The sequence below is a fragment of the Pseudomonas qingdaonensis genome (assembly GCF_018398475.1).
Classification (GTDB): domain Bacteria; phylum Pseudomonadota; class Gammaproteobacteria; order Pseudomonadales; family Pseudomonadaceae; genus Aquipseudomonas; species Aquipseudomonas palmensis.
Map to the genome: position 1 here is coordinate 660,701 of NZ_CP074676.1, position 24,932 is coordinate 685,632.

At 66.9% G+C, this 24,932-nt stretch carries 25 protein-coding genes; 8 read left to right on the plus strand and 17 right to left on the minus strand.

The genetic code is table 11. The features are described 5' to 3' along the window. Nucleotides 1-198: 198 nt before the first annotated feature. Together KH389_RS03015 and KH389_RS03020 are read right to left on the minus strand one after the other, a co-directional pair. Nucleotides 199-978, minus strand: coding sequence for a response regulator transcription factor (locus KH389_RS03015; protein ID WP_043860938.1), 780 nt, complete (start codon nucleotides 976-978; stop codon nucleotides 199-201). Nucleotides 979-1,112: 134 nt separating this feature from the next. After that, nucleotides 1,113-1,583, minus strand: a complete 471-nt coding sequence (locus KH389_RS03020; RefSeq protein ID WP_043860939.1) for an A24 family peptidase — start codon at nucleotides 1,581-1,583, stop codon at nucleotides 1,113-1,115. 75 nt (nucleotides 1,584-1,658) lie between these two features. On the opposite strand from KH389_RS03020, the gene KH389_RS03025 reads away from it, so the two are divergent. Continuing rightward, nucleotides 1,659-2,102 carry a TadE/TadG family type IV pilus assembly protein gene (locus tag KH389_RS03025; protein WP_043860940.1) on the plus strand — a complete coding sequence of 148 codons (444 nt, stop codon included), beginning with the start codon at nucleotides 1,659-1,661 and terminating at the stop codon, nucleotides 2,100-2,102. Further along, complete coding sequence (locus KH389_RS03030; RefSeq protein ID WP_213606860.1) at nucleotides 2,099-4,774, plus strand: PAS domain-containing sensor histidine kinase; 2,676 nt, start codon at nucleotides 2,099-2,101, stop codon at nucleotides 4,772-4,774. The genes KH389_RS03025 and KH389_RS03030 overlap by 4 nt, the downstream gene beginning before the upstream one ends. On the opposite strand, the gene KH389_RS03035 is transcribed toward KH389_RS03030, so the two are convergent. The 9 genes from KH389_RS03035 to KH389_RS03075 form a co-directional block, all read right to left on the minus strand. Further along, the gene (locus KH389_RS03035; RefSeq protein ID WP_244988676.1) at nucleotides 4,759-6,708 is read right to left on the minus strand and encodes a pilus assembly protein TadG-related protein; all 1,950 of its coding nucleotides are present in this window, start codon (nucleotides 6,706-6,708) and stop codon (nucleotides 4,759-4,761) included. The genes KH389_RS03030 and KH389_RS03035 overlap by 16 nt on opposite strands. Nucleotides 6,709-6,813: 105 nt before the next feature. Then, nucleotides 6,814-7,383: a DUF4136 domain-containing protein gene (locus KH389_RS03040; protein ID WP_054916641.1), complete on the minus strand. Its 570-nt coding sequence runs from the start codon at nucleotides 7,381-7,383 to the stop codon at nucleotides 6,814-6,816. 19 nt (nucleotides 7,384-7,402) lie between these two features. Then, on the minus strand, nucleotides 7,403-8,032 hold the full coding sequence (locus tag KH389_RS03045) for a DUF4136 domain-containing protein (RefSeq protein WP_058540783.1): 630 nt from the start codon (nucleotides 8,030-8,032) through the stop codon (nucleotides 7,403-7,405). A gap of 30 nt (nucleotides 8,033-8,062) precedes the next feature. Then, a complete protein-coding gene (locus KH389_RS03050; protein WP_100632880.1) occupies nucleotides 8,063-8,812 on the minus strand; it encodes a methyltransferase domain-containing protein in 750 nt (249 codons plus the stop codon). After that, nucleotides 8,809-9,114, minus strand: a complete 306-nt coding sequence (locus tag KH389_RS03055; RefSeq protein WP_043860945.1) for a MazG-like family protein — start codon at nucleotides 9,112-9,114, stop codon at nucleotides 8,809-8,811. The genes KH389_RS03050 and KH389_RS03055 overlap by 4 nt, the downstream gene beginning before the upstream one ends. 122 nt (nucleotides 9,115-9,236) lie before the next feature. Beyond that, a complete protein-coding gene (locus KH389_RS03060) occupies nucleotides 9,237-9,827 on the minus strand; it encodes a LysE family translocator (RefSeq protein ID WP_104572955.1) in 591 nt (196 codons plus the stop codon). A 49-nt stretch (nucleotides 9,828-9,876) separates the two neighbouring features. Continuing rightward, on the minus strand, nucleotides 9,877-10,710 hold the full coding sequence (locus tag KH389_RS03065; protein ID WP_213606861.1) for an AraC family transcriptional regulator: 834 nt from the start codon (nucleotides 10,708-10,710) through the stop codon (nucleotides 9,877-9,879). A gap of 40 nt (nucleotides 10,711-10,750) precedes the next feature. Next, nucleotides 10,751-11,623, minus strand: a complete 873-nt coding sequence (locus KH389_RS03070) for a MaoC family dehydratase (RefSeq protein ID WP_088514183.1) — start codon at nucleotides 11,621-11,623, stop codon at nucleotides 10,751-10,753. 2 nt (nucleotides 11,624-11,625) lie between these two features. Beyond that, nucleotides 11,626-12,978, minus strand: coding sequence for a 3-oxoacyl-ACP reductase (locus KH389_RS03075; protein ID WP_058540781.1), 1,353 nt, complete (start codon nucleotides 12,976-12,978; stop codon nucleotides 11,626-11,628). 124 nt (nucleotides 12,979-13,102) lie between these two features. Here KH389_RS03075 and KH389_RS03080 point away from each other — a divergent pair, with 124 nt between their 5' ends. Then, nucleotides 13,103-14,380: an acetyl-CoA C-acetyltransferase gene (locus tag KH389_RS03080; protein WP_043860950.1), complete on the plus strand. Its 1,278-nt coding sequence runs from the start codon at nucleotides 13,103-13,105 to the stop codon at nucleotides 14,378-14,380. Here the strand turns inward: KH389_RS03080 and KH389_RS03085 are convergent. Continuing rightward, nucleotides 14,367-15,383, minus strand: coding sequence for a bile acid:sodium symporter family protein (locus KH389_RS03085; RefSeq protein WP_213606863.1), 1,017 nt, complete (start codon nucleotides 15,381-15,383; stop codon nucleotides 14,367-14,369). The two genes, KH389_RS03080 and KH389_RS03085, sit on opposite strands and share 14 nt — an antisense overlap. Before the next feature lie 85 nt (nucleotides 15,384-15,468). On the opposite strand from KH389_RS03085, the gene KH389_RS03090 reads away from it, so the two are divergent. Both KH389_RS03090 and KH389_RS03095 read left to right on the plus strand, forming a co-directional pair. Beyond that, entirely contained in the window at nucleotides 15,469-16,260 is a 792-nt protein-coding gene (locus tag KH389_RS03090) for an AraC family transcriptional regulator (protein ID WP_088514185.1), read from the plus strand. A gap of 192 nt (nucleotides 16,261-16,452) precedes the next feature. Continuing rightward, nucleotides 16,453-17,346 (plus strand): PA4780 family RIO1-like protein kinase, encoded by an 894-nt coding sequence (locus KH389_RS03095; protein ID WP_043860953.1) that lies wholly within the window; start codon nucleotides 16,453-16,455, stop codon nucleotides 17,344-17,346. 4 nt (nucleotides 17,347-17,350) lie between these two features. Here KH389_RS03095 and cueR read toward each other — a convergent pair whose 3' ends face one another. The 3 genes from cueR to KH389_RS03110 are packed head-to-tail and all read right to left on the minus strand — an operon-like array spanning nucleotide 17,351 to nucleotide 20,592. Beyond that, a complete protein-coding gene (gene cueR, locus KH389_RS03100; RefSeq protein WP_043860954.1) occupies nucleotides 17,351-17,752 on the minus strand; it encodes a Cu(I)-responsive transcriptional regulator in 402 nt (133 codons plus the stop codon). Beyond that, nucleotides 17,749-20,151, minus strand: a complete 2,403-nt coding sequence (locus KH389_RS03105; protein ID WP_058540777.1) for a heavy metal translocating P-type ATPase — start codon at nucleotides 20,149-20,151, stop codon at nucleotides 17,749-17,751. Before KH389_RS03105 ends, cueR begins: the two co-directional genes overlap by 4 nt. A 54-nt stretch (nucleotides 20,152-20,205) precedes the next feature. Next, entirely contained in the window at nucleotides 20,206-20,592 is a 387-nt protein-coding gene (locus tag KH389_RS03110; protein ID WP_213606865.1) for a hypothetical protein, read from the minus strand. A gap of 136 nt (nucleotides 20,593-20,728) precedes the next feature. Between KH389_RS03110 and KH389_RS03115 the strand changes: the two genes are divergently transcribed. Further along, nucleotides 20,729-20,929 carry a heavy-metal-associated domain-containing protein gene (locus KH389_RS03115; RefSeq protein WP_213606867.1) on the plus strand — a complete coding sequence of 67 codons (201 nt, stop codon included), beginning with the start codon at nucleotides 20,729-20,731 and terminating at the stop codon, nucleotides 20,927-20,929. Between the two features lie 252 nt (nucleotides 20,930-21,181). Continuing rightward, on the plus strand, nucleotides 21,182-22,363 hold the full coding sequence (locus KH389_RS03120; protein ID WP_043860958.1) for a multidrug effflux MFS transporter: 1,182 nt from the start codon (nucleotides 21,182-21,184) through the stop codon (nucleotides 22,361-22,363). On the opposite strand, the gene KH389_RS03125 is transcribed toward KH389_RS03120, so the two are convergent. After that, nucleotides 22,347-22,511 (minus strand): sensor domain-containing protein, encoded by a 165-nt coding sequence (locus tag KH389_RS03125; protein WP_116052671.1) that lies wholly within the window; start codon nucleotides 22,509-22,511, stop codon nucleotides 22,347-22,349. The two genes, KH389_RS03120 and KH389_RS03125, sit on opposite strands and share 17 nt — an antisense overlap. 114 nt (nucleotides 22,512-22,625) lie before the next feature. After that, nucleotides 22,626-23,639 carry a zinc-binding alcohol dehydrogenase family protein gene (locus KH389_RS03130; RefSeq protein ID WP_043860959.1) on the minus strand — a complete coding sequence of 338 codons (1,014 nt, stop codon included), beginning with the start codon at nucleotides 23,637-23,639 and terminating at the stop codon, nucleotides 22,626-22,628. A gap of 112 nt (nucleotides 23,640-23,751) precedes the next feature. On the opposite strand from KH389_RS03130, the gene KH389_RS03135 reads away from it, so the two are divergent. Then, nucleotides 23,752-24,672: a LysR family transcriptional regulator gene (locus KH389_RS03135; protein ID WP_043860960.1), complete on the plus strand. Its 921-nt coding sequence runs from the start codon at nucleotides 23,752-23,754 to the stop codon at nucleotides 24,670-24,672. Nucleotides 24,673-24,932 lie beyond the last annotated feature (260 nt).

Genomic DNA, 24,932 nt, shown 5'->3' on the forward strand with positions numbered 1-24,932 from the left:
GGATTCATCCGCGATCTGGCGCACAGCGGCAGCCAGGCCTGCGCCCCGGTCTGCCTGATACACCGTGCACTCGAACTTAGCGACCGCTTCACGCTCGATTCGCTGGCAAGCCAGCTCCCACGGCCTTCGGCCAGAAGCAGTCCTTGCACAGAGCGAAAACCCGTGAGAGCGGGTGACTCCGCTCCCACAAGAATTCGATCAATGCGCCGTGATGCGCTGACGCAGCGCCGAGGGGTTGGGCGCCAGCGCCAGGGCCAGCTGGGTGCGGTTGTGCATGTGGGTCAGGCGCAGCACCTGCGACACATACAGCTTCACCGTGTTCTCGGTAATGCCCAGCTCGCAGGCGATCTGATAGTTGGTCTGGCCCTTGCCCACCAGCCGCGCGACGTCCAGCTGGCGCGGTGACAGCTGGTCGAAGATCGCCGGCATGCTCTCGGCTGCCGTTGCATCCTCGCCACCCAGGCCCGTGCCCACCACCTGCTCGCGGGCCTTGCCAAGGTCCTGGTAGAGGTCGTCGATGGATTCGGCCAGGTACTGCAGCTTCTGGTTGAGGTGGCCCAGGTGCTGGAAGTTCTTCTGCCGCTCCAGCAACGCGGTCTCCTGGCGCTTGAGCCCTTCGAGCAATTCGGGGAGGTCCACCGGCTTCTGGTAGTAGTCGGCGAACCCTTCGCGCAGCGCCTTGATCACATCCTGCTTCTCGGCCCGCCCGGTGAGCATGATTGCCTCGAAGATCCGCTGCTTGCCGGCAATGGCCTTGAGCGCCTTGACCAGCTCGATGCCGTCACGCTCGGGCATGTGCAGGTCGCACAGCACCAGGCCGATTGCCGGGTCTTCGGTAAACCGCTCGATGGCCTGCTGGCTGCTGTGGCACGGTACGCACCGGTACCCGCTGCCCTCGATGAATTCACACAGCTCTTCGACGATCAACGGCTGGTCGTCGACGATCAACACCTTGAATGGACTCACTGGCTTGTTCACACGCAACTCCCTGCTGACGTGCCCTTCCTGGTACGGCCATGACGCTTGTGGTATCGAGGGGCAGTGACTAGAAAAATAGACGCAGTTGGCGGCTATGTACAACGTATGTACAGCAGGTTAGACGGGTTGTTCGATCAATGGATCCATACCGCAGCCAATAAAAAACCGGCCAGCACGAAGGGGGCGAAGGGCTGTTTTTTTGACGCTTCTTCGATCACCTGCCTGAAGCGTTGCTTAACCTTCTGACTCAGAAGGGACCACAGCCAGCGGCGGCTGAGCAACCAGATCACCACCGCCACCCCGGCACCGATGAAGGTGCCCAGCAGGTACATCCGATCAGTGGCAAGCGCCAACGCACCCAGCAGTTTCACATCGGCGGCGCCCAGGCGCCCGAGCATGTAGCCGGGCAGGGTCAGCAGCATCACGATCAGCAGCGCCCAGCCGCCCTCGCTGGCATCGGCGCCGATCCAGGTGTGCCCGGTGATGAAGAGATAGGCCAGGGCGCAGGCTGCGGCGCCAAGGGTCAAGGTGTTGTTGATCTGCCTTTCTCGGGCATCCTGTTCGGCACACAATGCGAGCCACAGCAGCAGGACGATGCTTTGCATAGGCGAAATGCCATCCCTTGGTCGTGATTGATTCTATGCTTGATTGCGGGTGTCATTGTCAGGGTAGACGCGATCATGAAAGCAGGCCTTGCAAGACGGCAAAAAGGTGCGGCGGCGATCGAATTCGCCGCCGTGTTCGTGGTGTTCTTCGCGGTGTTCTACGGGGTGGTCAGCTACGCCCTGCCACTGCTGATGCTGCAGTCGTTCCACCAGGCCAGCAGCGAGGCGGTGCGTCGCTGCATGGCGCTGGACCCGACCAGCGCCACCTACCGCACCGATGTGCCGGCACTGGCCCGCGAGGTACTGGCCCAGCAGTTGGCGTGGATGCCGGGAACGCTGAAGTTCCAGCCCGGCACCGACGCGGTCGTGACCCTGAGCAACACCAACCTGCTGACCGTGCGCATCAACTACGCCAAGGCCCGGCTCACGACGGTGCTGCCGGTGCTCGACCTGCCGGTGGTGGGCGAGGTGCCACGCCTGCCGGCAACCCTTGGCGCCACCGCGAGCCTTCAGCTTTGAGCGGTGGCCACGGCCTGTTCGATCGCTGGCGCGGGCGCCCGGCCGCCGCGGTGGCCGCACCGCAGGCCTCGGTACCGGCGGCGGTGGGCCTGCAGCTGTGGCTCGATGACAAGGGCCGCGTGCTGCGCCTGGGCGGCCCGCTGCGCAGTGCCCTGGCGCTGCCCGCGCAGTCTGCTGCGCGGGTGCAGGATTACGTGCAGGCGCACAGCCTGCTGGTGCTCGAAGGCGAGCCCGCCGACTGGCAGGCACAACCGCTGGACCTGGACTTCAGAACCGCCAATGGCAGCACCCTGCACACCCGCGGCTGGTTGCTGGCCCAGGGCGAGGACTGGCTGTTGCAGTTGTTCGATGTGGGCGATCTGCTGCAGCAGCGTCAGCAGGGCCAGGATGCCCGACGCCAGCAGCAACTGGCCCGCCAGGTCGGCGCAGCACTGCGCGATTGCAGCCTGGAGCGCCTGCCCCGGGTGGCCGCCGAGCAGTTGCAGCGCCTGGCCTGGCACTGGCGCATGGGCTGGGCGGCGCTGCTGCTGCGCACCCCCGGCGGCTGGCAGACCTTCGCGCGGGACGCATCGAGCGTGCCCTGGGCCGACGATGCACGCCTGAGCGCGGTGCTCGACCGCCTGCCGTCGGGGCGCGTGCTGTGCAGCGCCGAGTTTCCGGCCTTGCAGGTGCTCTGCCCGACTCACGCGCTGTATGTGGTTGGCCATGCGCAGCAGCATCAGGCCCAGGCCTGGCTGCTGTGCGCGGACGAGGGCGGGCAGGCCCGGCCCGAGGCGGCCCCCCTGCTGCTCGATGCCATGGCCGAGCCGCTGCTGGCGCGCCTGGCCGGCGACCGCCTGCAGGCCAGCCAGCAGCGCCTGGACAATGTACAGGGGTTGCTCGGTGCGGGCTGGTGGGAGTGGTCGCTGCACGAGCCCTACCTGCACCTGGCACCGGGGCTGGCGGCCAGTTTCGGCGTGAGTGCGCAACTGGCGCTGCCGGCCTGGTGGGCGCTGCTGCACCCGGCCGACCGGGAGGCGGCGCAACTGGCGTTCGAGGCGCTGCAGCGCGAGGGCTGCAGCCTGCAACTGTGCGTGCGCCTGCAGGCCGCGTCGCTGCGCTGGTACCGCATCTGTGGCGATGTGCACGGGCAGGGGCAGCAGCGACGTCTGCAGGGTTTCATGCTCGACATCAGCGATATCAAGGCCCAGGAGCAGCAGGCCAGGGCCGCGCACGCACGGCTGGACAACCTGATCGCCAGCTCGCCGGCAGTGATCTATATCCAGCGCTATGACGCCGGCGCGCTGCAGGCCGAATTCTTCAGTGCCAGCCTGCAGCCGCTGCTTGGCTGGACGCCCGCTGCCGACCTGCAACCGGCGCACTGGGTACATCCCGACGACCAGGCGCTGTGGCTGCAACGTACCCGCGACCTGCTGCGCGAGGGCCAGGTGCGCAGCCGCTACCGCCTGCGCGATGCGCAGGGCATCTACCACTGGGTGCTGGATGAAGCGCGCCTGCTGCGTGACGACCTGGGCCTGCCGGTGGAGGCCGTGGGTATCTGGCTCGACGTGACCGAGGCGACCCTGGCCGCCGAGCGGGTGCGCGAGAGCGAGGAACGTTACCGGGTGCTGGTGGAGGACTCGCCGGCGATGATCTGCCGCTACCGGCCCGACCTGACTGTGTTGTTCGGCAACCGCCCGCTGGCCGACTACCTGGAGTGCCGACCTGACCAGTTGCCCGGGAGCGACCTGGGGCAGTGGATGTCGCCAGCCCAGCGCGAGGCGTTCTCGCAGCGCCTGGCCGGCCTGACCCCGCAGCAGCCGGTGAGCAGTGCCGAAATCTGCCTGGAGCTGCCGGGGCGCGAACATGCCTGGTGGGTGTGGTCCGACCGCGGCCTGTTCGATGAACAGGGCCGTCTGCTGGAGGTACAGGCGGTGGGGCGCGACAACACCGCGCTGCGGCGCAGCCAGCAGCAGCTGTTGCAGAGCGCGAAGATGGCCACCCTGGGCGAAATGGCCACCGGCCTCGCCCACGAGATCAATCAGCCGTTGAACGTGATGCGCATGGCGGTGGTCAACGCGCTCAAGCGCCTGGAGAACGGCGACGTGCAGGTGGAATACCTGCAGGACAAGCTCAGGCGCATCGATGCGCAGGTGCTGCGGGCCTCGAAGGTGGTGGACCACATGCGCGTGTTCGGGCGGCGTTCGGAGGTCGAACAGCAACTGTTCGAGCCCTGGCAGGCGGTTGAGGGTGCCGTGTCGTTGCTGGCCGACGGCCTGGCCGGCAAGGGCGTGGCGCTGAACCTGGGCCCGGCGCTGAGCGGCTGCCCTGTGCGCGGCCATGCCGATCAGCTGGAGCAGGTGCTGATCAACCTGGTGGTGAATGCCCGCGACGCCTTGCTGGGCCGACGTGAGGCTGACCCGCAGTTGCGCCCCTGGATCGCGGTGGAGGCCGAGCCGGTGGCGGATGGGGTGCGCCTGCAGGTGCGCGACAATGCCGGCGGCATCGACCCGCGCCTGCTGGAGCGGATTTTCGAGCCGTTCTTCACCACCAAGCCCAGCGGCGTGGGTACCGGGCTGGGCCTGTCGGTGAGTGGCGGGATCATCGAGGGCATGGGCGGGTTGCTCAGCGCACACAATGGCGCCGAGGGCGCGTGTTTCGTGATCGAGCTGCCGGTTCAGAGCATCAGCTGAGCGCGGTTGCCGTCACAGGTGAGGTTGGCACCGACCTCGACGTTCACCAGGTCCAGCCCCAGTGCCTTGAGCAGTGTGTTGACCAGCGGGTCGACCAACTTGCCGAGCAGGTTTCTGATCACTGGCTGCAGCAGCGCCTTGACGTCATCGAGCAGGTTGCCGGCCACCACCAGCACGTTGCCGAGCAGGTTGCCGTTGAGCGGGCGGTACACCTGCAGCTCGATGCCATTGATGGTGTTGTTCAGGCTCTGCACGATATCGCTGGCCGAGGTGGCCATGTAGGCCGGTGGCAGGTCGATGTCCGGTGGCGCGCTGGCGTTGCGAAACAGCAGGTCGGTGGCAGGCCCGGTGGAGTTGCTGCCCAGCAGCGGCGCATTGACCTTGAGCCCTACGCCACCGCCAGCGAAGGCGGTGCGCGCGCCGCAGGTGGACGGCAGTATCAGGAAGCGCGTGCAGTATTTGCTGCCGATGTCGATCAGCGGCAGCGGCGAAATGGCGGTGTTGCCCGTGCTGAAAAAGGCCTGGGGATCGCTGAACATGCCCACCGAAACGTTGAGCGCCGAACTGCGGGTGCTGGCGGTCAGGGTCTTGTCCGGCTTGCAGCTGTAGCGGGTGACCTGGCTGCTGGCGCTGGCGACTTCCAGGCCGATGTCCAGGTGCACCACCCCAGGCAGCAAACGGACGTCGCTGACCTTGCACGGGATCGCCAGCAGGCAGAACACCGACTCCAGCGTGGCCACCAGATTGAGGCTGAGCAGGTTGCTGACCACGTTGGTCAGCGGTTCGGCCAGGTCGAGCACGGCGTTGAGCAGGCCGGTGATGCTGTTGAGCAGCGGCAGCTCCAGGCTGACCAGCGCACGGACCTGGGCGGTGTGCACCTTGATGGTGTCGTGTTGCGGGTTGCCCACGGCGGAGAACTGTTCGGGTTCTATGACCTTGAGGCGCAGGTTGGCCTTGACCAGCGGCGGGATGTTGAGCGGCACCTCGGCGGTGGCCGCGGTGTTCTTGTTGGCCAGCATCACCGAGGCCTTGAGCAGTTGCAGCAGTTGCATCTGGGCATCCAGGCCGGACTGGACCGCGCCGTTCTGGATATCGAGGATATCGCCCAGCTTGATCAGCGGGTTGTTGCCGGCACCGAGTACCAGCTTGCCGAGGTCGGTCACCACCTGGGCCGCCGCGCCGCCGCGCCGGGCGAGGTCGACGGCGACATCGAGCAGGTCGGTCAGGTGCAGCTGTTTGCCCAGCAGTTCATCGTAATTGCCCACCTGCACCCCGGCCTTGATGGCCAGGGCATCGAGAAAGCTCAGCAGGTCGACGTTGACGTCGGCGATGCCCTGCCAGCCCAGTACGTCGAGGTTGACGTTGCCGCCAAGGGCCTTGAACAGGGCGTTGAGCACATCGGACTTGCGTGTGTCGATGGTCAGCAGGGTGCTCTTGAGACGCAGCATCGCCTGTGGCGGCTTGGGCAGCGAGGCCACCGCACTGGCGTGCAGGGTGGTGGTGGCCGGCACGGCGCCGCCGCTCAGCAGGGCCTGTACACCGGCGGCAATGCTGGTGGCCACGGCGCTGCTGGCACTGACCCGGATCGCTTCGCTCTTGCTCGGGTTGACGGTATAGGTGCGCCGGCTGCCGGCACCGGTCTGCAAGGTGCCGCAGGTGGTGGCCAGGGTATGCTTGGCGCCGGGCGCGAAGCCGTTGCGTGCGGCGCTGGCCTGGGCCACGGTCGCCGCCTGCGGGCCGCTGCCGGTGCACACCGCACTTTGCCCAGCCGCTTCGAGGGCGGCCATGTCGACCACCCGCTGCAGCGAACGCTGTTCCAGATAGAGCCGTCCGCTATCGATCACCAACAGGGCGAACACCAGCGCCAGGGCCAGTGTCAGGGCGGCCATCAGGCCGATCGCGCCACGCTGCCGGGTTGGGAATCGGGTAGCCACGAGCACTCCTTTGCCGGCACCAGGCCGTGCGCGAACGCATGCGTCAAAGAAGTGTAGTCAAGATAATGGCCAGTCGCCTTGAGGTGGCGACCGGCCATCTCCGGCTCAGTGCGGCGGGTAGTTGGCCAGTACCTTGGCCACGGTATTCTGGATCGCGGTGTTGCGCTCGGCGGGGCCGGGCGGGTAGTTGTTCATGATCTGCTCGGCGCTGCCGCGCCATACCAGCTTGCCGTCGCGGCTGTCGAACAGGTCGACCTGGATGGTGGCAACCTTGTAGTCGACGCTGCGGGTCTCGTTGTAGGCCGGGCCGCCCCAGTAGCCACCCCAGTAACCGCCCCAGGCACCGCCGTAGTTGGTGGTGATCTGCTGCTGGCGGTTTTCGACGATCAGGTAGGTCTGCACCTTGAGGTCACCCCTGGCGTTGCCCTGGGCCGGGCGCAGGCCACGCTGGTCGAGCTGTTCGCTGACGGCCTGGCGGATGCGCTGCTCGGTGAGGTCGCTCTTGATTCGCGGGTCGTCCGGGCGATATTGCAGGGCCGGCTCCTGCCAGCTCCAGCTGCGGTAGGCCGCAAAGTCGCGGCTGGCATCGAAGTCCTGGGTGACGTTGTTGCTCTGGCAGGCGCCGAGCAGCGCCAGCAGGGCCAACAGGGGGAGTAGAGCGAGACGGCGCAGCATGATGATTCTCCGGTTGCCTTCAGCTTGGGGGGTAGCCATCCAGGGCCTTGTGCACGGCATCGCGCAGGGCGCGGGCGCGCTCGCTCGGTGAGCCCTGGCTGGTGGTTTCTGCGCTGGCGCTCCAGACCGGCTGGCCGCTGCCGGCATCGAACAGGTCCAGGCGCACCACCATCACGTCGACCTGGTAGGTGCGTATGATCGGCACGCTGCCATACACACCATAGCCGTTGCGATAGCCGCCGTAGCGGTTGTAGCCGATGCCCCCGTAGCCGTAGTTGTCATAGGGGTAGTAATCGTCGCGTACCTGGCGCAGGCGCCGTTCCATGCGCAGGTCGGCACTGACCAGCAGGTCGCTGCGGGTGTTGCGCGCAGGCCGCAGGCCGCGCTGGTCGAGGGCGGCGCTGACTGCGTCGGCAAGCTCGGCCGGGTCGCTGGAGGCGCTGCCGGCCGGGAGCTGGCCGTTGCGCCATGACCAGCTGCGGTAACGACCATAGTCACGGGCTGGTGCCGGGTAGGCGCTGGCGTCGAAGGTGGTGGCCGCCTGGGGCGGGGCCGGCGGCAGCGGTCGGGAGCTGGCCACATACGGGTTGCTGCCCTGGCAGGCGGCCAGGGCCAGGCACAGCAGGCCCAGGATCAAACGGTACGGCATGGCAGTCTCCCGGCAGGCACGGCTCGGTACTCAGCGTGGGTGGCACATCCAGTGCAGGTAGCGGCCCAGGCCGGCAAAGGCCGGGTGGCGGCGGTGCGCCAGTTCCATTTCGAGCAGGTCGAGCAGTTCTGCCTTGGCCTGGAACTCGACGGGCATGTAGTCGTGGAACACCCGTACACCGCTCTCGCTGTGTATATCCCACAGACCTTCAAGGTGCGCCCGGAGTTCGCGCGGATCAAGTGGTTTTTGCGGGGTCAGGCTCTGCTTTTCACCGGCCAGGCTGGCCCCGCGCAGTTTGCGGAAATGGCCCTTGAGCAGGTTGCGATACACCAGTGCGTCGCGGTTGTAGAAGGCCAGCGACAGCAGGCCGTCGGTGCGGGTGAGCTGGTGCAGCACCGGCAGGATGGTCTCGGGTTCGGCCAGCCATTCGAGCACGGCGTGGCACAGCACCAGGTCGTAGGGTTCGGTGAGCTGGCCAAGCAGTTCCTGCCAGGGCGCCTGGATGAAAGTGGCTGGCTGGCCGGCGGCGGCGAAGCGTTCGCGGGCGCCCTCGAGCATCGGCGCGGCGGGTTCGGCCAGGGTCACCTGGTGGCCACGCTCGGCCAGCCACAGGGCCATGTGGCCCAGGCCCGCGCCGATGTCGAGCACGCGCAGGGGGCGGTCGGGCAGGGCTTCGGCGAGGTCGGCCTGGAGCACCGCGAGGCGGATGGCGCCCTTGGCGCCGCCGTAGATCTTTTCGGCGAAGCGGGTCGCCAGTGCGTCGAAGTGGCGGTCTTTCATCGGGCGAAGCGCCGTTCGCTGTCGGCCAGCTTGCTGCGCACCACCTGGTCCATGTCCAGGCCCAGTTCGCTGCACAGCAGCAACAGGTAGAGCACCACGTCGCCGACTTCCTGGCCGGCGTGTTCGAGCTGCTCGGGGGACAGCTGGCGCGACTGGTCCTCGCTGAGCCACTGGAAGATCTCCACCAGCTCGGCCATTTCCACGCTGGCGGCCATGGCCAGGTTCTTGGGGCTGTGGAAGCCGCGCCAGTCGTTGTTGTCGCGGATGGTGTGCAGGCGGGTGGTGAGTTCTTGCAGGTTCATGGGTGGGGGCTCTCCTCGTGCGGCGTAGCTTAGCGCGGGTCGGCGGGTTTTTCAGGGGATTGTGCTGGCCTGTTCGCCGGCAACGCCGGTTCCTGCAAGCCCTGTGTCAGGTGCATGGGGCCTCACTGCCAGAGGCTGGCCCAGGCCGACACCAGCAACAGCAGCGCCAGCCCCTGGTTGACCCGGCGCAGCACCACCGGCGAACCGCTCAGGCGCCGCGCCCCGCTGCCGAGCAAGGCCCAGCCACCCAGGCACGGCAGCGCGATCACGAAGAACACCAGGCTCAGGTGCGTCACCTGCAGCAGGCGGTCGCTGGCTGCGGCATCGATGAACACGCTGGCCACCGCCAGCGCCATCATCCACGTCTTGGGGTTGATCACCTGCAACGCCGCCGCGCCCCACAGGCCGAGCCTGGCCGACGTCGCGCCCGATTGCTGCACCTGCACTGGGCTGCGAAAGATCTTCCAGGCCAGCCAGGTCAGCCAGGCCACGCCCAGCCCGTTGAGCAGCGGCTGCACCGCCGGGGCCCGGAACAGTGCCTCGCCCATGCCACTGCCCACCAGCCAGACGATCAGCGCGGCCCCTGCACCGGCCCCCAGGATGATTGGCAATGCAGCGCGCAGGCCATGGCTGGCGCTGTTGCTCAGTACCAGGAAATTGGTCGGCCCGGGGGTGATGGACGCAACGAAGGCAAACAGCATGAAGGCCAGCATGGGCAGGCTCCTTGGTAGAGGGGCTTGCATGCTCGCGTGTTGGCGCGCGTCAGTCTGGAAGCTTTGTGCAGCGCCTGCGGTACTGTGCCGGGGTCATGCCATAGGCGCGCAGGAACCAGCGTCCCAGGTGGCTCTGGTCGGCAAAGCCCAGCGCTGGCGCCACCTGTGCCGGGCTCGACCCTGCCGCCAGCAGCCGGCGTGCATGGGCCAGGCGCAGTTGCACCAGGTAGGCGTGGGGCGCCAGGCCGAACGCGGCCTTGAAGGCGCGGCTCAGGCGAAAGCGGTCGATGTTGCACGCCGCCGCCAGTTGTTCGAGGCCGATGTCGTGGTGCAGGTGTGCATGCAGGTAGTCGCGCGCCCTTTGTGCCACCAGCGGCAGGCGCGGGTCGGGGTCGAGCCGGCGGCGCCATTGCAGATGCCCGCTCAGGTGCTCCAGCAACTGGTCCAGTGCCGCCTGGCGCACCATGCGCAGCTCCGGCTCGTGCAGCGACTGGAAGGCGCACGCGGTGGCCGCTGCCAGGCGCGGGTCGCTGGCCAGGGTGTGGGCAAAACCGGGTTGGCTGGCGGGCGGGGCATGCTCGGTGAAGCCGCGCAGCTCGCACTCCAGCCATTGCGGGTCGAGGTAGAGCATGCGGTAGGTGAAGCCCTCGGGGCTGGGCGCATCGCCGTCGTGCAACTCGCCGGGTTCGAGCAGAAACACCTTGCCCGGTGTGCTCTGGTGGCGGGCGCGGCGACAGGTGAACTGCTGGACGCCCTGTTCGGTCACGCCCACCAGGTAGCTGTCGTGCCAGTGCGGATCATAGGCATGCCCGCGAAAATGCGCGCGCAGGGTCTCGATGCCGGTATCGGGCTCCTGGCGCAGGTCTATCCAGTTGCTGTTCATCGTGTGCTACCGGCAAAGAAAACCGTTATCGCCCGGTCCGTCAGGCAGGTCTAGAAGATTCGTGCAGCGTGTGCCAACTGCCGGTCATGTGCACCAGGTCGCCATGGCCTACCAGGCGGAACTGGCCGTCGGGTGCGACTGCGCTGCCCTCCAGCACCACTTCGCTGGGCAGGCGCACAGGCTTGTGAAAGGCCACGTCCACCTCGTAGCCGCTGAGCGGCAGGTGCCCGCGCAGCGCGGCCAGCGCCATGGCCTTGCTCCACATGCCATGGGCGATGGCCTGGGGAAACCCGAACAGGCGAGCGCTGAGCGCACTCAGGTGGATGGGGTTGTAGTCGCCGCAGACCTTGGCGTAGCGCCGGCCGATGTCGCTGTCGGCATACCAGCGGGTCAGCTCGCCCAGAGGCAGCGGTTCAGGGGTGTCGACGGCGGGTGGCTCGCCTTCGAGCTTGACGCCGCGACACAGCATGCGACTGCGCTCGTGCCAGAGCAGCCCCAGGCTGTCTTCGGCTTCGGTCATCAGGTCGAAGGTCGCGCCCTTGGCGTGGGGCTGCAGGTTGTCGACGAACACGCTGAAGCGCAGCGTGCCGATGCCACCCAGCGGGCGCACCACGCGGATGCGGTTGTTCAGGTGCACCAGGCCCAGCAGCGGGAACGGGAAGTCGTCGGCGGTCAGCAGTTGCAGTTGCAGGGCGAACGCCATCACATGGGGGAAGGTCGGCGGCAGGTGGCTGTCGTCGCCGAAGTGGCAGAGCTTGCGGTAGGCCTGCAGGCGCTGTGGATTCACGCCGATGGCGCAGTGCAGGCCGCTGGCGGGCAGGCTGTCGCCGGTGATGCTGCGCTTGCGCGCAGCCTTCAGGTACAGCCCGCTCAGCCCTTGCGTGCGGTGCAGATCGTGCCAGTGTCGGTCCATGCTCATGCCCCCATCACGGCCTGGCCGCATACGCGCAGCACCTGGCCGTTGACCGCGCCACTGCCGGGCTGTCCCAGCCAGGCCACGGCTTCGGCAACGTCCTGCGGCAGGCCGCCCTGGCCCAGGGAGCTCATGCGTCGCCCGGCTTCGCGCAGGGCGAAGGGGATGGCCGCCGTCATGCGTGTTTCGATGAAGCCGGGGGCCACCGCATTGATGCTGGCACCCCGCTTGGCCAGCAGCGGCGCCCAGGCCTGGGCCAGGCCGATCAGGCCGGCCTTGCTGGCGGCATAGTTGGCCTGCCCGCGGTTGCCGGCGATACCGCTGATCGAGGCCAGCAGCACGATGCGTGCGTTGTCGTGCAGCGCGCCGCCGTCGAGCAGCGCCTGGGTCAGCACCTGGGGGGCCTTGAGGTTGACCGCGAGCACGGCGTCCCAGTATTCGGGGGTCATGTTGGCCAGGGTCTTGTCGCGGGTGATGCCGGCGTTGTGCACGACGATGTCGATGCCCTCGGGGAGCGCTTCGAGCAGGTGCGCCGATGCATCGCTGGCGCAGATGTCCAGCGCCACGCTGCGCCCACCCAGGCGCGCGGCCAGGGCGTCGAGGTCGGCCTTGGCCTGGGGCACGTCGAGCAGCACCACCTCGGCGCCGTCACGGGCCAGGGTTTCGGCGATGGCGGCGCCGATGCCGCGGGCCGCACCGGTGACCAGCGCCTTGCGCCCGGCCAGCGGGCGCGACCAGTCCTGTACCTGGGTGGCGCAGGCGGTCAGGCGCAGCACCTGGCCGCTGATGAAGGCGCTCTTGGGCGAGAGGAAGAAGCGCAGCGCGCCTTCGAGCTGGTCCTGCGCGGCCGGGTCCACATACAGCAGTTGCAGGGTGGCGCCGTTGCGCAGTTCCTTGGCCAGCGAACGGCTGAAACCTTCCAGGGCCCGCTGCGCCACGCTGGCCAGCGGGTCGTCCAGCGATTCGGGCGCGCGCCCCAGGATCACGATGTGCGCACTGGCAGCCAGGCTGCGCAGCAGCGGCTGGAAGAACTCGCGCAGTTGCTTGAGCTGGTCGCTGTCGGTCAGGTGGCTGGCGTCGAACACCACGGCCTTGAGCTTGGGCCCCAGGCCCGCGACCCAGGCCGGCAGTTCGAGGCTTTCATCGGCATAGCTGTAGACCTCGTCGGTCAGGCGCCTGGCAAAGGCGGCCACGTTCGTCACCAGCGGCCCGCCGCCGAGCAGCAGGGCGCCTTCGACCGGGCGCAGCCTGCCGGCTTCCCAGCGCTCCAGGCGGGCGGGGGTGGGCAGGCCGACGGCACCGGCCACGCGCCGACCGAATGAAGAGTTGGCGAAGTCGATATAGCGGTCGCTCATGTGAACGTCTCCCGGAAATTAAGCACCAAAGTGTGGACCATGTTTCGCCTTCGGTCGTTCGACTGGCGAAAAAACACCTACGCTATAGCGGGTCTATCCCGTCTCGGAATAAGGAAGTCTGTGCATGCGCGCTTTACGTCGGGTCGCGATCATCGGCGGCAATCGAATCCCGTTCGCCCGCTCCAACGGGCCCTACGCCACGGCCAGCAACCAGGCGATGCTGACTGCGGCAATCGAAGGGCTGGTTGAGCGTTTCGGCCTGCATGGCCTGCAACTGGGCGAAGTGGCGGCGGGCGCGGTGCTCAAGCACTCGCGCGACATGAACCTGACCCGCGAATGCGTGCTGGGCTCGCGGCTGTCGCCGCAGACCCCGGCCTATGACCTGCAGCAGGCCTGCGCCACGGGGCTGGAAACCGCGCTGATGGTGGCCAACAAGATCGCCCTGGGGCAGATCGACAGCGGCATTGCCGGCGGCGTGGACACCACCTCCGATGCGCCGATTGCGGTCAACGAGGGGCTGCGCAAGTTGCTGCTGCAGGCCAATCGGGCCAAGACCACGGGCGACAAGCTCAAGGTGTTCCTGCAACTGAGGCCCTGGCACCTCAAGCCCGAGCTGCCGCGCAATGGCGAGCCGCGTACCGGGCTGTCGATGGGCGAGCACTGCGAGCTGATGGCGCAGACCTGGCAGATAGGGCGTGCCGAGCAGGACGAGCTGGCCTTGCGCAGCCACCAGAACCTGGCCCGGGCGTTTGCCGAAGGCTGGCAGGATGACCTGCTCACGCCCTTCCTGGGCCTGACCCGCGATCACAACCTGCGCCCGGACCTGACCCTGGAGAAACTTGCCAGCCTCAAGCCGGTGTTCGAGCGCAGCGCCAAGGGCACGCTGACGGCGGGCAACTCCACGCCACTGACCGATGGCGCTTCGGTGGTACTGCTGGCCAGCGAAGAGTGGGCCCGCGAGCGCGGCCTGCCGATCAAGGCGTATTTTCTCGATGGTCAGAATGCTGCGGTGGATTTCGTCAAAGGCCAGGAGGGGCTGCTGATGGCGCCGGCCTATGCGGTACCTCGACTGCTGGAGCGCAACGGCCTGACCCTTCAGGACTTCGACTTCTACGAGATCCACGAAGCCTTCGCCGCCCAGGTGCTGTGCACGCTGAAGGCCTGGGAAGACGCCGACTACTGCCAGAGCCGGCTGGGCCTGAGCGAGCCGTTGGGTGCCATCGACCGCGACAGGCTCAACGTCAAGGGCAGTTCGCTGGCTGCAGGGCACCCGTTCGCCGCTACCGGCGGGCGCATTCTGGCCAACCTGGCCAAGCTGCTGGACGAGGCCGGCCAGGGCCGCGGGCTGATTTCGATCTGCGCCGCGGGCGGGCAGGGCGTGACCGCGATCATCGAGCGCTGACCAGCGGCGCCTCCTTGGCCAGGGGCGCCGGGCGGTTGGCGTAGTGTTCGGCCATGATCGAGCACACGATCAACTGCAGCGGGTGATAGATCATGATCGGCAGCAGAATCAGCCCCAGCCCGGGATGGGCGCCGAAGATCAATGCGGCCATCGGTGCGCCGGCGGCCAGGGATTTCTTGCTGGCGCAGAACACTGCGGCGATCTCGTCGGCCTGGCTGAACCTGAGCAGCCGCGCGCTGCGGGTGGTCAGCCACAGGATCAGCGCCAGCAGCAACGCGCTGCCCAGAACGGCGGTGAGCAGTACCGAGCCACCCTGCTGCTGCCACAGCCCCGAGATCATCGAGTTGCAGAACGCCGCGTACACCAGTAGCAGGATCACCACCTTGTCCATCACGTTGGTGTAGCGCTTGTGGCGGGCAAAGAAGCGGCCCAGCCACGGGCGCAGCAACTGCCCCAGCACCAGCGGCAGCAGGAGCATGGCGCACAGGTCGAGCAGGGTGGCGCCCAGGTCGATGCCATCGCTGCCGTTGCCCACCACCAGGCTCACCAGCCACGGGGTCAGGAAGATGCCCAGCACGCTGGACAGGCTGGCGTTGAGGATCGCGGCGGGCACGTTGCCGCCGGCGCTGCCGGTCAGCGCCACCGACGAGGAGATGGTCGAGGGCAGGGCGCACAGGTACAGAAAGCCCAGCATCAGCAGCGCTGGCACATGGCTGCCCAGCACGCTGTTGCCCAGCCACCACAGCAGCGGGAACACCACGAAGGTGAAGCCCTGCACCATCAGGTGCAGGCGCCAGTTCTTCAGGCCATGGCGGAACTGTTCGCTGGACAGGTTGATGCCGTGCAGGAAGAACACCACGAACACACCGATGTTGATCACGTATTCGGCGTGCATCGAGCCGCCGCTGGCACCGAAGTGCGGGAACAGCCAGGCGAGGAAGGTGGCGAGAAACATGCCGCACAGGAACCAGTCGGTTACCACGCGCTTGAGGTGAGCTTGCATAGGCGGGCCTGCGAATCATCTTGTAATAACGAAGCGGCAGGCTAACCTGTGGCCATTCTTCCGTCTCGCGACACAAGGCCAAGCGATGCCGAGTAACGGACAAAATCTGCTGCCACGCCCAATCCCGCTGCTCGATGCCCTGCCGCGGCCACTGTATGCGCGTGCCGAAAGCCTGGGGGCCGGCTCGTGGACGCCGCGTCATCGACACGACTGGATACAGTTTTCCTATGCGATCAGCGGGGTGCTGGGGGTGTACACCGCCGAGGGCAGTTTTTTTGCGCCGCCGCAGTGGGGCGTGTGGATACCGGCCGGGGTGGAGCATGAGGTGATTACCTCGACCCGTGCCGAAATGCGCAGCCTGTATGTGCGTCAGGCCGATGCGGCGTGGGCCGGGCCGCGCTGCCGGGTGCTGGAGGTGACGCCGCTGGCCCGTGAGCTGATCAAGCAGTTCTGCCTGTTCCCGGTGGATTACGCCGAAGGCGAGAGCCCCGAGGCCCATCTGGTGCAGGTGCTGCTGGAGCAGTTGCAGGGGCTGCCCGAGGTGGGTTTTTCGTTGCCGCTGCCGCAGCACCCGCGCCTGCTCGAGGTGTGCAATGCATTGCTCGCGCACCCGGAGCAGGACGCCGGCCTGGCCTACTGGGCCGAGCGCCTGGGGCGTTCGCAGAAGACCCTGATGCGGTTGTTTCAGCGCGAGACGGGGCTGAGCTTTCGCGGGTGGCGCCAGCGCATGCGCCTGCTGTCGTCGCTGCAGGCGCTGGAGCAGGGGCAGAGCGTGACCCAGGCGGCGCTGGGTTGCGGCTATGAGTCGACGTCGGCGTTCATCGTGGCGTTCAAGGGCTTGTTCGGGGCAACGCCGGGGGAACTGTTCAGGCAGTGAGTGTCTGCCATGTCCGGGAAGCCAGGGGGCACTCGGTGCAGGCGGGATTAAATTATTTGGACATTATCGGGTCCACTTCCTTTGAGGGCCTTGTTGTATCGTGAGCGCGCATCTGGCTCATGGCTGTGAGACGATGGCCGGCAACCCGTGATACCCGTGTGTTTGGCAAAACAGGACCCAGAACAAAAGCCGATGAAGACTCCAAAACGCATAGAACCACTGATAGAAGACGGGCTGGTCGATGAAGTCATCCGACCCCTGATGAGTGGCAAGGAAGCCGCGGTGTACGTGGTGCGGTGCGGTACCGAGCTGCGCTGCGCCAAGGTCTACAAAGAGGCCAACAAGCGCAGCTTCCGTCAGGCCGCCGAATACCAGGAGGGCCGCAAGGTGCGCAACAGCCGCCAGGCGCGGGCCATGGCCAAGGGCTCCAAGTATGGGCGCAAAGAGGCCGAGGAGGCCTGGCAGAATGCCGAGGTGGCAGCCCTGTTTCGCCTGGCCAGTGCCGGCGTGCGGGTACCCAAGCCGTTCGACTTTCTCGATGGCGTGCTGTTGATGGAGCTGGTGTCCGATGCCCATGGCGATGCGGCGCCACGCCTGAACGACGTGCACCTGGAGGCCGATCAGGCCCGCGAGTACCACGACTTCGTGATCCGCCAGATCGTGCTGATGCTGTGCACCGGCCTGGTGCATGGCGACCTGTCGGAATTCAACGTGCTGCTCGGCCCTGACGGCCCGGTGATCATCGACCTGCCCCAGGCGGTGGATGCGGCCGGCAACAACCATGCGTTCAGCATGCTCGAGCGCGACGTGGGGAACATGGCCGGGTACTTCGGCCAGTTTGCCCCGGAGCTCAAGGCCACCCGCTACGCCAAGGAAATGTGGGCGTTGTACGAGGCCGGCGAGCTGACTCCGGAAAGCCCGCTGAGCGGGCAGTTCGCGGAGGACGAGCACAGCGCCGATGTCGACGGGGTGATGCGCGAGATCGAAGCGGCGCGCCTGGACGAGGCGCGCCGGCAGGCTGCACGCGCCGAGGCGGAGAACGGCCCGGCCAAGGCCGAGGAACCGCCACCGCCATGGATGCAGTAATGCGCTAGTGACAGCAGCTGCCGGCTGCCAGGTCCTTGAGGATCGGGCAGTCGGGGCGATCGTCCCCCTGGCAGTGGGCGACCAGCTCGCTCAGCGTATCGCGCAGGCTCACCAACTCGTCGATGCGCCGGTTCAGGTCAGCGATATGCTCGTTGGCCAGGGCTTTCACGTCGGCGCTGGCGCGCTGGCGGTCCTGCCACAAGGTCAGCAGTTTGGCCACTTCCTCCAATGAAAACCCCAGGTCTCGCGAGCGCTTGATGAATGCCAGCGCGTGCAGGTCGTCCTGCTGGTAGAGGCGGTAGCCACTGTCGCTGCGCGAGGCCGGCTTGAGCAGGCCGATGGACTCGTAGTAGCGGATCATCTTGGCGCTCAGGCCGGTACGTTTGGCGGCTTGTCCGATGTTCATGGGGCATCGTCCTGTGGCGGCGTTTGCGGTTTCCAGGTTTTGAGCAGCAAGGCGTTGCTGACCACGCTGACGCTCGACAGGGCCATGGCCGCACCGGCCAGCACCGGGTTGAGCAGGCCGAAGGCCGCCAGCGGAATACCGATCAGGTTATAGATGAAGGCCCAGAACAGGTTCTGGCGGATCTTGGCGTAGGTCTTGCGGCTGATCTCCAGGGCGGCCGGTACCAGGCGCGGGTCGCCGCGCATCAGGGTGATGCCGGCGGCCTGCATGGCCACATCGGTGCCGCCACCCATGGCGATGCCGATGTCGGCGGCGGCCAGGGCCGGCGCGTCGTTGATGCCGTCACCCACCATCGCTACCACACCCGATTTCTTCAGTTCGAGAACAGTGGCGGCCTTGTCGGCTGGCAGCACCTCGGCGTACACGTCATTGATGCCAAGGGCCTGGGCCACCACCTTGGCGCTACCGCGGTTGTCGCCGGTCAGCAGGTGGCTGCTGATGCCCTGTTGGCTCAGCTGGCGTACGGCGGCGTCTGCGCCAGGCTTGAGGCTGTCGCCGAAGGCGAACAGGCCCAGCACCCGTGGTTGCGCACCGCGCTCGATCAGCCACGACAAGGTGCGCCCCTCGGCCTCCCAGGCCTGGGCGCTGGTGGCGAGTTCACCCGGTTGCAGGCCGCTTTCTTCCAGCAGGCGACGGTTGCCCAGGGCCAGATCGCGGCCATTGAGGTGGCCGGCGATGCCGCGGCCGGTCAGCGATTGGCTGTCGTCGATGTCGGGTACGGTCAGGCCCTGCTCCTGGCAGGCATCCAGTACCGCCTTGGCCAGCGGGTGTTCGCTGCCGCGTTGCAGGGCGCCGGCCAGTTGCAGCAGTTCGCCTGCCTCGATGCCCTGGGCCTTGCTGTGAACGATGCGCGGGCTGCCGGAAGTGAGGGTGCCGGTCTTGTCGAACACCACGCGGTTGACTGCATGGGCACGCTCCAGCGCTTCGGCGTCCTTGATCAGGATGCCGTGGCGCGCGGCCACGCCGGTACCGGCCATGATCGCGGTGGGTGTGGCCAGGCCCAGGGCACAGGGGCAGGCGATGACCAGCACGGCCACGGCATTGATCAGCGCGGTTTCGATTGGCGCGCCGGCCAGCCACCAGCCGACCAGGGTTGCCAGGGCCAGCACCAGCACGGCTGGCACGAACACCTGGCTGACCCGGTCGACCAGTTTCTGGATGGGGGCCTTGGCGGCCTGGGCGTCTTCGACCAGGCGGATGATGCGCGCCAGCACGGTTTCAGTACCCAGGGCCAGCACACTTACCAGCAGGCGGCCTTCGCCGTTGATGGCGCCGCCGGTCACGCGGTCGCCCGGCTGCTTGGGCACGGGCAGGCTTTCGCCGCTGATCAGGGCTTCGTCGGCATGGCTCTGGCCCTCGATCACCTCACCGTCCACCGGGAAGCGTTCGCCAGGCAGCACGCGCACCAGGTCATGCAGGCGCAGGGCGCTGATGGGTACGTCGCGCTCCTGGCCGTCGATCACCTGCAGGGCGCGCTCAGGGCGCAGGGCTTCGAGGGCGCGGATGGCACTGGCGGTCTGGCGCTTGGCGCGGCTTTCCAGGTACTTGCCCAGCAGCACCAGGGCGATGACCACCGCCGAGGCTTCGAAATACAGGTGCGGCATGCTGCCTGCGGTGGCCCGCGCCCATTCGTACAGGCTCAGGCCGTAACCGGCGCTGGTGCCCAGGGCTACCAGCAGGTCCATGTTGCCGGCCCCGGCGCGTACCGCCTTCCAGGCCGCGACATAGAAGCGTGCGCCCAGGATGAACTGCACGGGGGTGGCCAGTACGAACTGTGCCCAGGCCGGCAGCATCCAGTGGATGCCGAAGGGCTGCAGCAGCATCGGCAGCACCAGCGGCAGGGCCAGCAGTATGGCCAGGCCGACCGACCAGCGCTCCTTGCGCAGGCGTCGCTCGGCGTCGGCCTGGTCGGCCTTGCCCGCTTGCGGCAGGCTGGCCGTGTAACCTGCCTGGGTCACCGCGTCGATCAGCAGCGCGCTGTCGACCTGCCCCAGCAGCTCGATGTGCGCGCGCTCGTTGGCCAGGTTGACGCTGACCCGCTGTACGCCGGGCACCTTGTTCAAGGCCCGCTCCACGCGCCCGGCACAGCTGGCGCAGGTCATGCCGCCAATCTGCAGTTCGAGGCTCTGGGCGGGCACGCTGTAACCGGCCTGGCTGACGGCGTCGACCAGTGCCGGCAGGGCGTCGGCAGGGGCTTGCACCCGGGCGTGTTCGGTGGCGAGGTTGACGCTGACGTGTTCGGCGCCGGCGACTTTGCGCAGGGCGCGCTCGACACGACCGGCGCAGCTGGCGCAGGTCATGCCTTGAATCGGCAGATCGAAGGTGGTTGATGCGGACATGGGGCTCTCCTCCTTGGACAGGCGCCAAGCATCAACCTTACCCCATTGGCAAGGTCAATAGCCCAGAGCGGCCTTCTTCAGGCTGAGGCCATTGTTGTCCATGACGATGCGGTACTTGTTGACCTGGCCCGCCAGTACGTTGATTCGTGTGCTGCGCTGGTTCTCGATGCCGTTGTTGCAACCCGGTGCCTGCCCGGGAAGCAGGCGCAGGCGCACGTTCACCGGGCCGCTCGGCAGGTTGAACGAGGTGGAGTGTTCCTGGAACAGTCGCGCCGACAGCTGGTCGTTGAGGTAGATGCCGATCTCGCAGGACGTGGCGACCTCCAGACGCTCGCGGGAAATGATCAACACGCTGTAGTCCGACGGCCCTTCGGCGCTGGCCAGGGGCACGATGCCGCACAACCCGAGCAAACCGATAAGGCCCAATGCTGCCCTGCCCATGAATGAATCTCCTGCTGATCGTTCGACAAGGGCGCAGCTTGGCCGAGCTTGGCGCGGATTTCCAGTTCGGCATGCACTTGACCTTGCCCCGATGGCAAGCTTGAGACTGCGCTCAAATCCCAAGGAGGTAGTTCCCATGCAAGTATTCACTGTTCAAGGCATGACCTGTGGCCACTGTGTGAAGGCCGTGACCCGTGCGGTACAGAGCCAGGATTCACAGGCCATCGTAGAGGTGGACCTGGCCAGCAAGCAGGTGCGCGTCGACAGTTCGCTGCAGGCGCCGCAGATCGTGCAGGCGATTGTCGATGAGGGTTACAAGGCCGAGCTTGTGGCCTGAACAAGCCGGTAGCCGCTTCGCCTGTAGGAGCCAGCCTTGCTGGCGAACCGGCGCGAAGCGGCTACCGACCCTGCATGGGCGGTGTGTCTGCTGCACTGTGCATTCCGGTGTGCGAGCGCTGCGCGCTCGGTCGACGGCAAGGCCGGCTCCAACAAGGGGCGCACGTGCCAGCGAATTCGGCAAAAGATTCGCGGCTTATCCATGGCAGCCCGGTTAGACTAAGGCACTTGCTTAGCCTGCTATGGATTCCCGATGAACCTGCGCACCATCCTGATCCTCGGCGCACTCAGTGCGTTCGGGCCGTTGGCGATCGATTTCTACTTGCCCGGCTTCCCGGCAATGGCCCTGGCCTTTGCGACCGACGAAAAACACATCCAGACCACCCTGGCTGCCTATTTCCTGGGCCTGTCGCTGGGGCAGCTGGCCTATGGCCCGGTGGCCGACCGCTTCGGTCGACGCATTCCGCTGCTGGTCGGGGTGACCCTGTTTACCCTGGCGTCGCTGGCCTGTGCCTTTGCACCGAGCCTGGACGCCCTGATCGCCGCGCGTTTTGTACAGGCCCTGGGTGGTTGCGCAGGGATGGTGCTGTCGCGGGCCATCGTCAGCGACAAGTGTGATGCGGTGGCTTCGGCCAAGGTGTTCTCGCAACTGATGCTGGTGATGGGCCTGGCGCCGATCCTCGCCCCGATGCTGGGCGGGGTGCTGGTCAACCTGTATGGCTGGCAGTCGATCTTCCTCGTGCTCACCCTGTTCAGCGCCGGCTGTACGCTGGCCGTTGCCCTGGGCCTGCCGGAGAGCCTGCCTTCCAGCCAACCACGCCAGCCGCTGTCGGGAGCGTTGCGCCAATACGGGCGCCTGCTCAAGGACCGCGTGTTCATGGGGCATGCACTGACCGGCGGCATCGCGATTGCCGGCATGTTCGCCTATATCGCCGGGTCGCCCTTCGTGTTCATCAAGCTTTATGGCGTACCGGCCGAACATTACGGCTGGCTGTTCGGCAGCAATGCGGCGGGCTTCATCCTGGTGGCGCAGGTGAATGCGCGATTGCTGGCCAAGCGTGGGCCTGCCTTTTTGCTGGCCCGCACGGTGTGGGTATACCTGGCGGCCGGGCTGGTGCTGCTGGGAATCAGCGCGCTGCATACGCAGGCGCTGTGGCCGTTGCTGGTGCCGCTGTTCGTGTGCATTGCCAGCCTTGGCTGCATCATCCCCAACGCCTCGGCCTGCGCCATGAGCGGGCAGGGTGCCCGCGCCGGCAGTGCCTCGGCGTTGCTGGGGTGCGTGCAGTTCAGCGTGGCGGCGGGTGCGGCTGCCCTGGTGGGAGTGCTGCATGACGGCAGCGCGCTGCCGATGGCGCTGGTCATCAGCCTGTGCGGTGCGGCGGCGGTGGGCGTGGCTATGTTGACCCGACGCCTGCAGCTCAGCCGACCTGCTTGAGCGGGTGCGGGGCCCGCAAGCGTTGTTGCAGGGTGTCGACAAAGGCGCGAGCCTCGGCCTCGCTGCGAAAGCTGACCACATGCTGGTCGAGCTGAACCTGCCACGGGCACCCGGGTTTGCGGGCTGATGCACTGACGATAATCTTCATCGCTGCCTACCTGTGTGGTTGGGTAAATGCAGCAGCATTGTAGCGCCGCGACCGGGCCCCGGCATGACCGGCGTCAGTGTACTGACTGACGGTCATGCCGGGGCCCGGAGGGGCTCAGAACCCTTCCAGCACGATCTTGCCCTTGGCTGCACCGCTTTCGAGCAGCGCGTGGGCCCGGCGCAGGTTGGCTGCGTTGATCGGGCCGAAATGCTCGCCCAGGGTGGTCTTGAGGGTGCCTGCGTCGATCAGCTCGGCCACGCGGTTGAGCAGCGTGTGCTGCGCCTGCATGTCGGCGGTTTCGAACAGCGAGCGGGTGTACATGAATTCCCAGTGCAGCGACAGGCTCTTGCGCTTGAGCTTGGTCACGTCCAACTGCTTGGGGTCGTCGATCAGCGCCAGCTTGCCCTGCGGGGCGAGTGCCTCGACCAGCTGATCCAGGTGCTGGTCGGTCTGGGTGAGGCTGGCAACGTGGGTAACGCTATCGATACCCTGCGCCTTCAGGGCCTGGGCCAGGGGCTGACGGTGATCGACTACCACATCGGCGCCCAGTTCCCTTACCCAGGCCTGGGTTTCGGGGCGTGAAGCGCTGGCGATGACCTTGAGCCCGGTCAGTTGGCTGGCCAGTTGAGTCAGGATCGAACCGACGCCGCCGGCGCCACCGACGATCAGCAGGCTCTGGCCCAGGTCGGCCTTGCCTTCGGCGATCTGCAGGCGTTCGAACAGCAGCTCCCAGGCGGTAATGGCGGTCAGCGGCAATGCGGCGGCTTCGGCGAAACCCAGAGTTCGGGGCATGTGCCCGACGATGCGCTCGTCGACCACGTGCAGCTCGCTGTTGCCCCCGGCGCGGGCGATGGAGCCTGCGTAGTAGACCTTGTCGCCAGGCTGGAACAGGCTGACCTCGCTGCCCACCGCCTTGACCACACCGGCAACGTCCCACCCCAGCACCTTGGCCACGCCGGCCTCGGGCTGCACGTTCTGGCGCACCTTGGTGTCGACCGGGTTGACCGAGATGGCGTGCACCTGCACCAGCAGGTCGCGCGGGCCAGGCTGCGGGGCGGGCAGCTCGATGTCCTGCAGCGCGGCGGGGTCGGCAATCGGCAACGATTGATAGTAGGCAATGGCTTTCATGAAGAGGTCCTTGAGGGGGGGGAGTGCCGCCATCATCAGTGCTTTCACTTGGGGTTAAAACCCGATAAAACGGCAGATACTTTCAATTTTTTTTTGATAATGAGGCCGACAAGTGCTGCGTACCGATGATCTGCAACTGTTCGTGCGCGCCGCGGAACTGGGCAGCCTGTCGGCCGCTGCGCGCCAGCTCGACCTTTCGCCGGCAGTGGCGAGCGCAGCGCTCAAGCGCCTTGAGGCGCAATTGAAGGTGCGCCTGCTGGCCCGTTCGACGCGCAGTCTGCGCCTGACCGCTGAAGGCGAGGGGTTCCTCAACCACGCCCGGGTAGCCTTGGCCAGCCTCGAGGAGGGACGGCGGGCGTTGGCTCAGGGCCAGGCCGAGGTGAGCGGCGTGCTGCAGTTGTCGGCACCGTCGGATTTCGGACGCAATGTGCTGTTGCCCTGGTTGGACCAGTTGCAGCAGGCGCACCCGTTGCTGAACGTGCGCCTGCTGCTGGGCGATCGCAATGCCGACCTGTTTCGCCAGCCGGTGGATGTGGCGCTGCGCTACGGCACCCCCGAAGACTCGAGCCTGGTGGCGTTGCCCCTGTGCCCCGACAACCGCCGGGTGCTGTGCGCCGCACCTGATTATCTGGCGCGCCATGGCCAACCGGCGACGGTTGCACAGCTGGCCGAGCACAACTGCCTGCTGTACCAGTTGGGTGGCCGTGTGCATGACCAGTGGCGCTTCAGTGACGGGGCCGCGACACAGACGGTGCTGGTGCGTGGCGACCGCTTTTGCGACGACGCCGACGTGGTACGGCGCTGGGCCGTGGCAGGTGTGGGCATTGCCTACAAGTCATGGCTGGATGTGGCAGCCGATGTGAAGGCCGGGCGCCTCGAAGTGCTGCTGCCCGGGGTGCGGGGTGAAGCTGCGCCGCTGAATCTGCTGTGCACCCACCGGGCGCAGCTCGGCAAGCCGGTGCAGTTGCTGCGCGACGAACTCAAGGCCAGATGCCGGCACCTGCTGGAGCCGCTGCTGGCGATGACCGGCTAGGCAGGGCCGCCTGTCGGGCGCTGGATCAGGGTCATACGTTTCATTTTAGGTTGAATGACTTGTTTACCTTGGATGTAGGGCGTTGCGCGCTCATCGGCCCTTGAGCGCAACCCTCGCTCTGCAGGGAAAGCCGCCCCCATGCGGCTGTGGTGCCAGGGGCGGAAGGCCCGTCACCCGAAAGTGACCTTTGCAGAAGACCACATGGTTGCCCAAAACGGGCAATTTTGCCGGAGATAGAGGCCGTTTAAGTGCTTACAGGC

What these genes read in the sequence shown, in the direction of transcription:
- KH389_RS03020 (WP_043860939.1), bottom strand. Translation starts at nt 1,583, where the DNA reads ATGCAAAGCATCGTCCTGCTGCTGTGGCTCGCATTGTGTGCCGAACAG.
- KH389_RS03025 (WP_043860940.1), top strand. Translation starts at nt 1,659, where the DNA reads ATGAAAGCAGGCCTTGCAAGACGGCAAAAAGGTGCGGCGGCGATCGAA.
- KH389_RS03040 (WP_054916641.1), bottom strand. Translation starts at nt 7,383, where the DNA reads ATGCTGCGCCGTCTCGCTCTACTCCCCCTGTTGGCCCTGCTGGCGCTG.
- KH389_RS03045 (WP_058540783.1), bottom strand. Translation starts at nt 8,032, where the DNA reads ATGCCGTACCGTTTGATCCTGGGCCTGCTGTGCCTGGCCCTGGCCGCC.
- KH389_RS03050 (WP_100632880.1), bottom strand. Translation starts at nt 8,812, where the DNA reads ATGAAAGACCGCCACTTCGACGCACTGGCGACCCGCTTCGCCGAAAAG.
- KH389_RS03055 (WP_043860945.1), bottom strand. Translation starts at nt 9,114, where the DNA reads ATGAACCTGCAAGAACTCACCACCCGCCTGCACACCATCCGCGACAAC.
- KH389_RS03060 (WP_104572955.1), bottom strand. Translation starts at nt 9,827, where the DNA reads ATGCTGGCCTTCATGCTGTTTGCCTTCGTTGCGTCCATCACCCCCGGG.
- KH389_RS03065 (WP_213606861.1), bottom strand. Translation starts at nt 10,710, where the DNA reads ATGAACAGCAACTGGATAGACCTGCGCCAGGAGCCCGATACCGGCATC.
- KH389_RS03070 (WP_088514183.1), bottom strand. Translation starts at nt 11,623, where the DNA reads ATGGACCGACACTGGCACGATCTGCACCGCACGCAAGGGCTGAGCGGG.
- KH389_RS03075 (WP_058540781.1), bottom strand. Translation starts at nt 12,978, where the DNA reads ATGAGCGACCGCTATATCGACTTCGCCAACTCTTCATTCGGTCGGCGC.
- KH389_RS03080 (WP_043860950.1), top strand. Translation starts at nt 13,103, where the DNA reads ATGCGCGCTTTACGTCGGGTCGCGATCATCGGCGGCAATCGAATCCCG.
- KH389_RS03085 (WP_213606863.1), bottom strand. Translation starts at nt 15,383, where the DNA reads ATGCAAGCTCACCTCAAGCGCGTGGTAACCGACTGGTTCCTGTGCGGC.
- KH389_RS03090 (WP_088514185.1), top strand. Translation starts at nt 15,469, where the DNA reads ATGCCGAGTAACGGACAAAATCTGCTGCCACGCCCAATCCCGCTGCTC.
- KH389_RS03095 (WP_043860953.1), top strand. Translation starts at nt 16,453, where the DNA reads ATGAAGACTCCAAAACGCATAGAACCACTGATAGAAGACGGGCTGGTC.
- cueR (WP_043860954.1), bottom strand. Translation starts at nt 17,752, where the DNA reads ATGAACATCGGACAAGCCGCCAAACGTACCGGCCTGAGCGCCAAGATG.
- KH389_RS03105 (WP_058540777.1), bottom strand. Translation starts at nt 20,151, where the DNA reads ATGTCCGCATCAACCACCTTCGATCTGCCGATTCAAGGCATGACCTGC.
- KH389_RS03110 (WP_213606865.1), bottom strand. Translation starts at nt 20,592, where the DNA reads ATGGGCAGGGCAGCATTGGGCCTTATCGGTTTGCTCGGGTTGTGCGGC.
- KH389_RS03115 (WP_213606867.1), top strand. Translation starts at nt 20,729, where the DNA reads ATGCAAGTATTCACTGTTCAAGGCATGACCTGTGGCCACTGTGTGAAG.
- KH389_RS03120 (WP_043860958.1), top strand. Translation starts at nt 21,182, where the DNA reads ATGAACCTGCGCACCATCCTGATCCTCGGCGCACTCAGTGCGTTCGGG.
- KH389_RS03125 (WP_116052671.1), bottom strand. Translation starts at nt 22,511, where the DNA reads ATGAAGATTATCGTCAGTGCATCAGCCCGCAAACCCGGGTGCCCGTGG.
- KH389_RS03130 (WP_043860959.1), bottom strand. Translation starts at nt 23,639, where the DNA reads ATGAAAGCCATTGCCTACTATCAATCGTTGCCGATTGCCGACCCCGCC.